General features: G+C 64.0%; 16 protein-coding genes and 1 tRNA gene. 11 read left to right on the plus strand and 6 right to left on the minus strand.

Annotated elements, in window-relative coordinates:
• Window positions 1-109: 109 nt before the first annotated feature.
• The 5 genes from IVA91_RS20525 to IVA91_RS20545 all read left to right on the plus strand — a co-directional run bounded on the left by IVA91_RS20525 (window position 110) and on the right by IVA91_RS20545 (window position 2,526).
• A complete protein-coding gene (locus tag IVA91_RS20525; protein WP_247281514.1) occupies window positions 110-454 on the plus strand; it encodes a DUF1236 domain-containing protein in 345 nt (114 codons plus the stop codon).
• 114 nt (window positions 455-568) lie between these two features.
• Entirely contained in the window at window positions 569-928 is a 360-nt protein-coding gene (locus tag IVA91_RS20530) for a hypothetical protein (protein ID WP_247281515.1), read from the plus strand.
• Window positions 929-1,160: 232 nt separating this feature from the next.
• On the plus strand, window positions 1,161-1,667 hold the full coding sequence (locus IVA91_RS20535) for a hypothetical protein (RefSeq protein ID WP_247281516.1): 507 nt from the start codon (window positions 1,161-1,163) through the stop codon (window positions 1,665-1,667).
• Window positions 1,668-1,725: 58 nt separating this feature from the next.
• Window positions 1,726-2,079: a hypothetical protein gene (locus IVA91_RS20540; RefSeq protein WP_247281517.1), complete on the plus strand. Its 354-nt coding sequence runs from the start codon at window positions 1,726-1,728 to the stop codon at window positions 2,077-2,079.
• Between the two features lie 18 nt (window positions 2,080-2,097).
• Window positions 2,098-2,526 (plus strand): hypothetical protein, encoded by a 429-nt coding sequence (locus IVA91_RS20545; protein ID WP_247281518.1) that lies wholly within the window; start codon window positions 2,098-2,100, stop codon window positions 2,524-2,526.
• Window positions 2,527-2,693: 167 nt separating this feature from the next.
• Here IVA91_RS20545 and IVA91_RS20550 read toward each other — a convergent pair whose 3' ends face one another.
• The 3 genes from IVA91_RS20550 to IVA91_RS20560 all read right to left on the minus strand — a co-directional run bounded on the left by IVA91_RS20550 (window position 2,694) and on the right by IVA91_RS20560 (window position 3,803).
• Window positions 2,694-3,149, minus strand: a complete 456-nt coding sequence (locus tag IVA91_RS20550) for a hypothetical protein (protein WP_247281519.1) — start codon at window positions 3,147-3,149, stop codon at window positions 2,694-2,696.
• A 10-nt stretch (window positions 3,150-3,159) separates the two neighbouring features.
• Window positions 3,160-3,378 (minus strand): hypothetical protein, encoded by a 219-nt coding sequence (locus tag IVA91_RS20555; RefSeq protein ID WP_247281520.1) that lies wholly within the window; start codon window positions 3,376-3,378, stop codon window positions 3,160-3,162.
• 266 nt (window positions 3,379-3,644) lie between these two features.
• On the minus strand, window positions 3,645-3,803 hold the full coding sequence (locus IVA91_RS20560; RefSeq protein WP_247281521.1) for a hypothetical protein: 159 nt from the start codon (window positions 3,801-3,803) through the stop codon (window positions 3,645-3,647).
• 244 nt (window positions 3,804-4,047) lie between these two features.
• Here IVA91_RS20560 and IVA91_RS20565 point away from each other — a divergent pair, with 244 nt between their 5' ends.
• On the plus strand, window positions 4,048-4,374 hold the full coding sequence (locus tag IVA91_RS20565) for a hypothetical protein (protein ID WP_247281522.1): 327 nt from the start codon (window positions 4,048-4,050) through the stop codon (window positions 4,372-4,374).
• Window positions 4,375-4,458: 84 nt separating this feature from the next.
• On the opposite strand, the gene queD is transcribed toward IVA91_RS20565, so the two are convergent.
• From queD to IVA91_RS20580, 3 genes are all read right to left on the minus strand, one after another.
• Entirely contained in the window at window positions 4,459-4,878 is a 420-nt protein-coding gene (gene queD, locus IVA91_RS20570) for a 6-carboxytetrahydropterin synthase QueD (RefSeq protein WP_247281523.1), read from the minus strand.
• 4 nt (window positions 4,879-4,882) lie between these two features.
• A tRNA-Arg gene (locus tag IVA91_RS20575) sits at window positions 4,883-4,959 on the minus strand.
• A gap of 264 nt (window positions 4,960-5,223) precedes the next feature.
• On the minus strand, window positions 5,224-6,669 hold the full coding sequence (locus IVA91_RS20580; protein ID WP_247281531.1) for a HAMP domain-containing sensor histidine kinase: 1,446 nt from the start codon (window positions 6,667-6,669) through the stop codon (window positions 5,224-5,226).
• Window positions 6,670-7,076: 407 nt separating this feature from the next.
• Between IVA91_RS20580 and rpmH the strand changes: the two genes are divergently transcribed.
• From rpmH to IVA91_RS20605, 5 genes are all read left to right on the plus strand, one after another.
• Entirely contained in the window at window positions 7,077-7,211 is a 135-nt protein-coding gene (rpmH, locus tag IVA91_RS20585) for a 50S ribosomal protein L34 (protein WP_212501943.1), read from the plus strand.
• Between the two features lie 28 nt (window positions 7,212-7,239).
• Complete coding sequence (rnpA, locus tag IVA91_RS20590) at window positions 7,240-7,629, plus strand: ribonuclease P protein component (protein WP_247459099.1); 390 nt, start codon at window positions 7,240-7,242, stop codon at window positions 7,627-7,629.
• Window positions 7,629-9,497 (plus strand): membrane protein insertase YidC, encoded by a 1,869-nt coding sequence (yidC, locus tag IVA91_RS20595; protein ID WP_247281532.1) that lies wholly within the window; start codon window positions 7,629-7,631, stop codon window positions 9,495-9,497. Before rnpA ends, yidC begins: the two co-directional genes overlap by 1 nt.
• Before the next feature lie 140 nt (window positions 9,498-9,637).
• The gene (gene yihA / locus IVA91_RS20600) at window positions 9,638-10,291 is read left to right on the plus strand and encodes a ribosome biogenesis GTP-binding protein YihA/YsxC (protein WP_247281525.1); all 654 of its coding nucleotides are present in this window, start codon (window positions 9,638-9,640) and stop codon (window positions 10,289-10,291) included.
• Window positions 10,291-10,656: a DUF423 domain-containing protein gene (locus tag IVA91_RS20605; protein WP_247281526.1), complete on the plus strand. Its 366-nt coding sequence runs from the start codon at window positions 10,291-10,293 to the stop codon at window positions 10,654-10,656. Before yihA ends, IVA91_RS20605 begins: the two co-directional genes overlap by 1 nt.
• Window positions 10,657-10,916: the final 260 nt, after the last annotated feature.

A 10,916-nucleotide genomic window follows, 5' to 3' on the forward strand; every position in this document is an offset into this window, starting at 1 on the left:
TCCCGGGGAAGAAACAGGAAAAAACGGCAAACGTTCCGCGTTCCTGCGGAACGGCCGAGCTGATGGCGAGTTCATCGCAGCGCCGCATGAAGCGGCGAGGGAGAATGCGATGAAGAAGTTCATGCTGATTTCGGCCGCCGCTCTGCTCGTGTCGACGAGCGCGATGGCGCAAACCACCGTCACCACGACGACCGGCGCCGGACACGGCGCGACCGTGCAGATCGAGCCGGAATACCGCACCAAGATTCGATCTTACGTCACCGAGCACAAGATCCGTCCGGTCGAGACGCGCGAAAAGATCGTGGTCGGCTCGCCGGTCCCGCGCGATGTCGAGCTCGCGAGCGTGCCGAGCGATTGGGGCCCGTCGCTGACGAAGTATCGCTACGTCTATTCGGGCAACCGGGTCATGCTGGTGGACCCCGAGACCCGCATGGTGGTCCAGGAGGTGGATTAACTCCGCCGCGCGGCGGGCCGTGGAGGAGCGGCTCGCCGTGCATCCTGCTTTCATTTTGCGGTAGGGGGCCCGATGCCCATCATTCGATATTTCCTGTTTGCAGGCGCATTGGTCGTGGCGCTGCTCTTCGCACTCGATCGCAATCTGCCGCCACTTGGCGAGCGCTCTGTCGGCCCGGAGGTCGACCGAAGCATCATTCGCATCCACTCCGCACGAGCCTTGCCTGAAAAAATCGTCTTCGACACGTCCACTCAGATCGCCGCCAGTGTCTCTTCGCCTCTGCTCGCCGCCGAGCCGCCGGTCCACGTTGCGAGCAACGCATTGGCGATGGCCGAACCGCGGAAGCCAGAGACGAACACGCCCGCACCTCAGCGCGGCGCGACGCGAGCAGCCGGTCTCCGTTCAAATCGCGCGGCTCGCTCGGCGTCCCCACGTCGACTCTACGATCGCCAGGTGATGGTCGGGGCGTTCTGAGATGTGCTGATGCAGCGTGATCGCGGCGCATGAGGCGCGCAGCCGTTCGCACTCGCTCCAGATGAACGCCAGATGAATAAAAGGATGCGTGGCCGTGTTCGCGCAGCGCGGAACTTCACTTCAGGTTGCGCAAAAGCGTCAACGTGTCCGACGCAAGGAACGTTTGCGCGTTTGCCAATTTATCCCGTGCCTGATTTGGCGATTTGTTTTTGGAAACCCTGGAGGAATGGACATGAGGATCCTGAAGCTTTCTGCGGCTGCGGCCGCGCTGTTGGCCGGCACGGCACTCGCTGTTGCGCAATCGAGTTCGACGGTCGGCACCGGCGGCTCTTCGGCGGGCGGCGGCACGAGCAGCTCGACGGTCGGCACCGGCGGCTCATCGGCCGGCTCGGGCAGCGGATCAGGTTCTGCGTCGACGCTGGGCACTGGCGGCTCGTCTGCGGGCGGCGGCACCAGCAGCTCGACTGTGGGTACCGGTGGCTCGGCGGCCGGCAGCGGCTCGGGAAGCGGCTCGGCCTCGACGCTCGGCACCGGCGGTTCGTCGGCGGGCAGCGGCAAGAGCTCGTCCAGCGTCGGCACCGGCGGCTCGGCGGCCGGCAGCGGCTCGACCGTTGGTCAGTCCGGCGCGTCGAAGTCGCCCGGCATGGGCGACGGCAAGTCCGGTAGCCACGCCAGCGACATGGGCCTCGAGAAGGGCAAGGGCCATAACAAGGACGAGTGGAAGAAGGACAAGAATTAGTCCCATCCCGGGAGCGGCCACGTGCCGCTCCCTTCGTCCATGTTGAGGAGGAGCCGCAATGAACAAGTCAATCGTTGCGATCATGGCGCTGGCTCTGATGGGCAGCGCTGCATCGGCAGAGACCATGGAAAAAACCGGCAAGACGGCATCAGGCGAGACCTGCAAGGTCAAGGTCGAGAAGCATGCAGACGGAAGCATCACCGCGGTCGGCTCATCGAGCTCGGGCACGACCGGGTCGACCTCATCGAGCAGTTCGCTGTCGAGCTCAAGCTCGGCCGGCGGATCATCGGTGCATGTGCAGGCCGGCGGCGGCAACGTCTCGAGCTCGTCGTCGACGGCGGGCGGTCCTGGCTCCACCAGTGCTAGCACCATCACCGTCAACGGCTGCACAATCTCGACATCGTCACCCTGATTGATAGAGGATTGAAACATGAGAAACTTACTCACGACCGCGGCGGTCGCGGCCCTGCTCGCTGCCGCTTCGCCGGTTCTTGCACAGAAGAGCATCACGGGCGGAAGCGGCGGCTCGGCCGCCGCGGGCGGCACATCCGCCTCCACCGTCGGCACCGGCGGCACGTCAACGTCGCCGACCGGCAGCACCGGCTCCTCGATTGCGGCCGGTGGAAGCGCCGCTTCCGTCGACGGCAAGACCCAGACCGGCGTCAGCACGAACAAGGGCAACGGGCCCGTGCTGAATTCCAACGCGCGGGCGCAGGCCCATGAAGGCGGCACGTTCAGCCGCTCGCATACGCGCACCAAGGTCAAGGCCGGCGAAGAGGTCGGCTCGACCACCAAGACGATGTCGCATGTACCGGGCTCGAAGCCGACCATGTCGACGACATCGACGACGGCTCGCTAGAGCATATCGGTTCTGGTGGAATCAGAACCGAAGCTCCTTGTCTTGAAGCTCCTTGGCTTGACGCGTTTTCGTCGCGCGGACCGGTATCCACCTCGCTAGAAAACGCGCCATCCTCACGACCTGCTGCCCGAGTCGCTCGGGCAGCCTTTTTGTTGTGTTGGCCCAGGTCAACCGGCACTCAGGCTGTGGCTGATGCGCGTCACGATGCCGTCCCATTGCCGCTTCTCGGCCGCCGGATAATTGATCAGCACGCAATGCACGTAGCGCCGCGAGAAATTGCATCGGTCGTACCAGATCTTGCCGCGCTTGATGCTGGAGACTACGAAAAATCTCGGTGTGATCCGTTTGTAGATGATCCCGGACGGCGGATTTTTCCTGGCGAGAAATTCGGCGGGCGAGAGACCTTGATTGGGAACAGCTTGCACGGTGAGATCGGCGCGGCCATCGGCCGTGCGAAATTGCTGGCCGTATCCGTCGGGTTTTCCGGCGGGCTCGGTGAAAAGCGAGGCGGGAATGTCGGCCGACGTCCCGGATTCCGGAATCCGGTAGGTCGTCCAGCTGTCTGCCCCGGCAACAGACGATGTCGCACAGAGCGCGATGACCACAGCAGCTGCTGTCCTCATGTCGGCCTCATCAATGACGCGGCGCCAGTTGCAATTCCATCAAAGCGATCCTCTGCAAGGCGGCGGGGTTGCGCTCACCCGCACCGGCCGTGCGCAGGATGGATTCGGCGAGTGCATTGACGTGCGAGGAATGCACGGGCTCCGGCAGGGTCGCAATCGCAGCTTCCAGCGCGGTGGTCATCAGCTCGATCACCTCAGGGGAAAACTCGGTATTGGCAAAGTTCTTCATCGGTGGACCGTGGGAGCCGCCTGCTCAACGTCGGGAAAAAGTGGAAGTTCCTGCGGGGCGGCAAGCCCGGCATCAATCCGAGAGCGCGACGCGCTGACCGACGACGCGGCGGCTCACCCACGTCGCGCCGGCGCTGAGGCAGGCTGCAATCGATCATCAATAGGTTTCCGGAAGGGCCGGCGCTGGCGCGCGCGAGACGCCCGCCTGTGGCGGGCCCTCAGGACGAGGGCTCGTCTCGCGGCGAAGGGCGATTTACTCGCGCGACCTCAGAATAATGCGGCCTTCAGCGCCTGTCCGTAGATCATGGCGGCAACGAGGAAGAGTAGCGCCCACGCTCCCGCGAAGATCATGAGGATTTTCAGGGTCTCGACGTCGATGGTGGTTCTCATTGCACGGGAGAGTGCTTTTGCCAGTGCAGCCATCATCGCCAGCTCCGGACCAGGCCGCGCGGAGCGCGGTCTGGTTCGTGTAGCGTCATTGAGCGCGTTTGCGTGTGAAACAGATTACAGGCGGCGGTCAGCTGATGTTCAGAAGAGCACTTGTGCCGAAGACCATCATTGCTTCAGATCAATGATGTGGCACCAAGTTCCAGGGCGGCTGTCGAGGGCCGTGACATGGAGACGCTGGAACGAGAATGCGAAGCACGGCGTTCGCCTGAAGGAGTCCACCATGCCGACCAAGCCGACCATCGCCCGCATCTGGCGCGGCCGTACCCGCCGCGACATCGCTGACGCCTACCAGACCTATCTGCAGGCGGAGGGCATTCCGCCGCTGTTGAAGACGGCGCTCGGCGTGCAGCAGCTGCGCGAGGACCGCGATGAGGAGACGTGGTTCACGACCATCTCCTACTGGGCGGACGTCGAGGCCATGACGGCTTTCACCAAGGGCGAGCCGACCAAGGTGCATCATCTCGCGCGCGATCCGGAATTCCTGATCGAATTGCCGGAACGCATCGAGATCCACCGCATCCTGATCGACGAACAGGGGCTGCGGTGAATGCCGCCACGCGTATCCCAGCCGAGCGAGGCTGCGGTTCGGGATGCGATGTCGAGCGCATTTTGACCACGGCGCCGTCGCGCGTCACCGCCCCTGATATTCGGCCCAGCAGTCCGCCGTTTCGTAAACGCGGACAGCCGAGATTTGCCACACGCTCGGCTCCAGCCGGTCCCATATCCAGATCGCAATGTTTTCGGCCGTCGGGTTCTCGAGCCCCTCGACGTCGTTCAGGCACCTGTGGTCCAACGCGCCCACGATGTCGGCGAAGCACTTCTCGAGATCAAAAAAGTCCACGACGAAGCCCGTGCGCGGGTCGACCGATCCTTCGAGCTGAACCTCTACTCGGTAGGAATGACCATGCAGCCGGCTGCATCGGTGCGTCTCGGGCACCTTCGGCAGCCGATGCGCCGCCTCGAATTTGAATGCCTGCGATATCTTCATTTGGTTCCCGACAGGGCGCGGCCAATCCGCGATCTCGGATGCCGGTTGCCTGCCCGGCGTCAAGGAATGGCGCGCCCGGAACGATTCGAACGTCCGACCCTCAGATTCGTAGTCTGATGCTCTATCCAGCTGAGCTACGGGCGCGTTTTTCGCAAGCAGCGATGGCGGGCATGACCCGCGACGCATCTCCCGGAAGGCCGGGAGGGGTGCGAAAGAGCGCTCTGACTAGCCGCTCTTGTCCCTGTTGGCAAGATCCGGGATGGGGAGATTTTGCAAGGAGATGACCGCCAGCATGGTCATTCCTGGGCTCGCGAAGCGAGAAGTGCGGAATCTCGCGCCGAAACCTCTAGATTCCGTGGCCCTCCCTTTGGGCCGTCCCGGAATGACGGGAGACTGCCGGCTGGCCGGCTACGCCCGCGCCCGCTCGTTGCGGATGGAGAGCAGTTCCACGGGGCGGTCGGGGATGACGATACGGAAGGTGGCGCCGATGGTGCCTTCGACGAGGTGGATGTCGCCGCCATGGGCGCGGACGAGCTCGGCGGCGATGGCAAGGCCAAGGCCGCTGCCGCCGGGGCGGCCGGAGGTCTGAAACGCCTCGAACAGGTGCTCCCGGGTTTTCTGGGGCACGCCCGGGCCGGTGTCGGAAACCTCCAAGATGGCGACCGCGCCCTCGCGTTTTCCGGTGATCCGGATCTGCTGCACGCCGCCCTCGCCGGACGAGGCATGGCTTTCCAGCGCCTGGGCGGCGTTACGGACGAGGTTGAGCAGCACGCGGAACAGCTGGTCGGGATCCGCATCGACGGCAAGCCCGCGCTCGATTGCGGAAACCCAGGCGATCGAGGCGTCGTTGGCGAGCCCAGCGGTCTCGCGCACCTCCAGCACCACCGGCTCGATCAGGATCATGCGGCGGTCTGGTGCGGCCTCCTGAGCGCGGCCATAGGACAACGTGGATTGGCAGAAGGCGATGGCGCGCTCGAGCGAGCGCACCAGTTTCGGCGCGAAGCGTTGCACCCGCGGATCCGGCACGCTGGCGAGTTGGTCCGACAAAAGCTGCGCCGAGGCCAGCAGGTTGCGCAGATCGTGGTTGATCTTGGAGACGGCGAGGCCGAGGGCGGCGAGCCGGCTCTTCTGATTCAGCATCGACATCAGGTCGCGCTGCATGTCGGACAATTCGCGCTCGGCCACCCCGATCTCGTCGCTGCGCTGGCTCGGCACGATGATCCGCGCCGAGCTCTCGGGATTCTCGTGGAAGCCGACCAGGCTCGCGGTGAGCCGCCGCATCGGGCGCACGAAGAGATAATGCAGAGCGAGATAGACGAGGCCGGCGGTCAGGGCCGCGATGATCAGCGCAACCACCACGACATTACGGGAGAACCGGTACATCTGCTGCCGCAGCGGCAGCTCGTCGGTCACGATCTCAATGAACTGGGCGTTGCCGACGCCCGGCCCAACGATGCGGATGGCCTGGTTGCCGGTCTCCAGCATCATCCGGAACGAGCCGGTGATCGCCTCCCACGCTGTCATGTCGCGCAGGTCGATGTCATGCTCGATGGCCGTAGGAAGGTTGTCGCTGGCGAGCAGCCGGCGCTGCTGGCCCATCTTGATGGCGACGGCGCGGGCATTGATGCTCTTCAAAATCTGCCGCGACAGCGAATCGGGAACCATGCCGAGCGGCGCGGCGTCCAGCACCAGCGCCGCGGTGTTGGCCGCCGCCACCCGGTCGTTGAGCCGGTTGACCCAGAAGTTGGCAATGGCGGGCACGTAAAGCAGGCTGGCCGCGATCATCACCAGCGGGACGGTAAGCAGCAGCAGCTTGCCTGACAGCCCGAGCCCGCGCGACCCGCGCGGCCGCATCGCCGGCTGGTCCGGCTGATCCAGATCCTGGATCGGCTGGCGATCTGTGGCTGCCACGAAATTCGCCCCTGTTGGCCTTGGCTGATGCAAGATGCGACCGGCCCCGGGCCCGGTCAAATTACGGATCGCTAATCTGCCGAGGTGAGATGTAAGCGCTGATAAAGCGAGTCGCTACCTCAAGAGTTAAAAACCCCGCACAAACAGCGATATTCACTGGAAACGCGCGCTTGTGCGGCGTTGACGAAAACAAGGCGCTCGCTTATAAGCCGCGCGAATTGTCCGCGATGACCCGGTGCGACACCGGGAGCGGCTCTCTTGGGGCCGGAAAAGGGCCCGTTTTGGGCCGCATCTTCCGGACTTTACCATCAATTCTACAGGCAAATTGCCCGGTCAGCGGAGAAAAACCCGTGAAGCGGACTTATCAACCCAGCAAACTGGTGCGCAAGCGCCGTCACGGCTTCCGTGCCCGTCTCGCCACGGCCGGCGGCCGCAAGGTTCTCGCCGCCCGCCGCTCCCGCGGCCGCAAGCGTCTGAGCGCCTGAGCCGGACCCCCTTTTTCCGGGATTCATCATGGATCGGCTGAGGCAGCGGGCGGATTTCCTCGCCGTTGCCAATGGCGCGCGGGTGAATAGTCCCGCGTTCGTCCTGCAAAGCCGCCGCCGGGACGACGGCGGCCCGATCCGGATCGGCTTTACCGTTACCAAAAAGAACGGCAACGCCCCCGAGCGCAATCGTATCCGGCGCCGGCTTCGCGAACTGGTGAAGCGGCTAGATCCGGTGTCGATGCAACCCCATCATGATTATGTGCTGGTCGGCCGAAGGGACGCGCTCTCGCGCGACTTCGCGACCATGCTCGACGATCTGCGCATAGCATTCGCGAAGCCCGCGCGGCATACGCCCAAGGGACCGAAGGCCGTGCCCCGCGATAAGCCGCAAACCGGATTGATGACGAGAGAATGATGACCGACAATCGCAACACCATCCTCGCCGTCATTCTGTCCGGCCTGGTGCTGATCGCCTGGCAGTATTTCTACAACGTGCCGCAGATGGAGAAGCAGCGCGCCCAGCAGCAGACGCAGGCCGAGCTCCAGAAAGGCACACCGCAGCCGACGGCGTCGGCGACGCCGGGTGCCGCGCCGCAGGCGGGCGGCACTCCCTCGGCTCCCCCTGTCGCGAACCAGCCGGCCCAGCCGATCGTCAGCCGCGAGGCCGCGATTGCCGCCTCCCCTCGCGTCAAGATCGAAACGCCTCGTTTGACCGGCAGCATTTCCTTGAAAGGCGCGCGCATCGACGACCTTGCGCTCGTGCAGTATCGAGAAACGGTCGACCCGAAGTCGCCGCCGATCATCCTCTATTCGCCCTCGGGCACGGCGGAGCCGTATTACGCCGAATTTGGTTGGGTGGCCGCGACAAGCGACACGAAGGTGCCTGACCGGACCACCGATTGGCAGCAGGAGGGCTCCAACAGCCTGACGCCGTCCACGCCGCTGGTGCTGAAATTTGATAACGGTCAGGGCCTCACCTTCCGCCGCACCATCACGATCGACGACCGCTACCTGTTCAGCATCAAGGACGAGGTGACCAATGTCGGGAACGCGCCGGTCAAGCTCTTTCCGTTCGCATTGATCTCGCGCCACGGCACGCCGCAAGTCTCAGGCTACTACATCCTGCATGAAGGCCTCATCGGCTATCTCGGCGACCAGGGCTTGCAGGAGAAGGCTTACAAGGCCGTCAGCGAGGCCCCTGCGATCGGCAACGGCGGACACGGATTCGAATTCAACAAGGTCACCAATGCCTGGCTCGGCATTACGGACAAATACTGGGCATCCGCGCTCCTTCCCGACACGTCCGCAACGCTCAAGGCACGTTTCGTCGCCGAACCAGGTACCCAGATCCGGTACCAGACCGACTATCTGCAAGATGCGCAGACCGTCGCAATCGGCGGCACGACGACAGCCAACACGCGGCTGTTCGCGGGCGCCAAGGAAGCCGGCGTGGTCGGCATCAACTTCCCGCTCGCAGGCCTCGGCGGCTACAACAAGGAGCTCGGCCTCAACCATTTCGATCTCTTGATCGACTGGGGCTGGTTCTACTTCATCACCAAGCCGATGTTTCTCGGCCTCGACTTCTTCTATCGCTTCTTCGGCAATTTCGGCATCTCGATCCTGCTCGTGACCGTGATCGTGAAGCTGTTGTTCTTCCCGCTGGCGAACAAGTCATACGCCTCCATGGCGAAGATGAAGTCGATCCAGCCGCAGCTTCAGGCGCTGAAGGAGCGCTATCCCGACGACAAGGTGAAGCAGCAGCAGGAGATGATGGAGATCTACCGCAAGGAGAAGATCAACCCGGTCGCCGGCTGTCTTCCCGTGGTGATCCAGATCCCGGTGTTCTTCTCGCTCTACAAGGTGCTGTTCGTCACCATCGAGATGCGGCACGCACCCTTCTATGGCTGGATCAAGGACCTCTCGGCGCCCGATCCGACCAACCTGTTCAACCTGTTCGGACTGATCCCGTTCGACCCGACCACGATTCCCGTGTTCGGCCACTATCTCGCGCTCGGCATCTGGCCGATCATCATGGGCATCACGATGTGGTTCCAGATGAAGCTGAATCCGACGCCGCCGGATCCGACGCAACAGATCATCTTCAACTGGATGCCGCTGATCTTCACCTTCATGCTGGCCGGCTTCCCGGCGGGCCTCGTGATCTACTGGGCCTGGAACAACCTGCTCTCGGTGGTCCAGCAGAGCTACATCATGCGCCGCAACGGCGTGAAGGTGGAGCTGTTCGATAATCTCAAGGCGACGTTCGCGAGGAAAGCGACGTAAGCCGAGGACTTCGAACCTCATCCTGAGGAGCGGCCGCAAGGCCGCGTCTCGAAGGATGGCGACGGGCTCCCGGGCCTGCATGGTTCGAGACGGCGCTTGCGCGCCTCCTCACCATGAGGAACTAGCACTGGGCCTTGAGCATGACCGACGACAAAGATGCGAAGCTGATCGAGGCCGGGCGCAAGCTGTTCGCGCGCGACTGGCAGTTCATCTGGGCTTCGCCCTCGATTGCCACGTTGCCGCCGATGGCGGGGCTGGAGATCGCCTTTGCCGGCCGCTCGAACGTCGGCAAGTCCAGCCTGATCAACGCGCTCACGGGGCGCAACGCGCTGGCGCGCACCTCGCATACGCCGGGCCGCACCCAGGAGCTGATCTTTTTCGAGGTCCCGGGAAAGAGTGACCTGCGCCTCGTCGACATGCCCGGCTACGGCTACGCCAAGGCGCCCAAGAGCCAGGTCGCGTCCTGGACCGAGTTGATCCACAAATTTCTGCTGGGACGTGCCTCACTCGCGCGCGTCTACGTGCTCATCGACGCGCGACATGGTCTCAAGGACGTCGATCTCGAGGTTCTGAAGACACTCGACCGCTCCGCCGTCAGCTACCAGATCGTGCTGACCAAGGCCGACCAGGTGAAGGCGTCCGAGCTGCAATCGCGCATCGCCGAGACCGAGGCCGCGCTGGCCAAGCATCCGGCTGCATTCCCGAACGTGCTCGCGACCTCGTCGCGGAGTTCGACCGGCATGGCCGAGCTGCGCGCCGCCATGGCGAAGCTCTTGGAAGAGCGGACCGCCTGATGACGGCACAACGCCTGCTGATTGGGCTGGCCGGCTTGATGGGCGCCGCCGGCGTTGCGCTGGCGGCCGCCTCCGCGCATGGCGGCGATGCGAGCCGGCTGGCATCTGCCAGCGCCATGCTGCTGTTTCATGCAACTGCCATACTTGCAACCGTCGCCTTGCTCGCGCGCGGCCTTCTGCATGGCGGAATTGGCCTCGTTGCCGCGTTCGGCCTTGCAGCGGGCGCCGCGCTGTTCGCGGGCGATCTCACCTGGCGGCAATATGCGGGACCTGGGCTATTTCCGTATGCAGCGCCGACGGGTGGAACGGTGATGATGTTGGGCTGGCTGGCGGTGAGCATGGCGGCGCTGGTGGTGAAGACGTAGCTTCTTTCTTACGCTCCCCCTGGGAGGGGAGGGTCGCTACGCATGCAGCGAAACGAAATGCGTCGCGGGGGTGGGGTGACAGTCTCTCCACAGAAGCGGCGCCCGTGTGGAGAGATCACCCTACCCCGCTCGCGCTGCGCGTGATCGACCCTCCCCCTCCAGGGCAGGGGAATCGCATGTGAGCGTTCTCTGTAAGGCATTGCGAATTGGGCAGAAATCGATTCTGAAGGTGGCTCCTGAGTTGGAAGGAGCGGCCGATG

The sequence above is a fragment of the Bradyrhizobium sp. 153 genome, from assembly GCF_023073835.1.
Classification (GTDB): domain Bacteria; phylum Pseudomonadota; class Alphaproteobacteria; order Rhizobiales; family Xanthobacteraceae; genus Bradyrhizobium.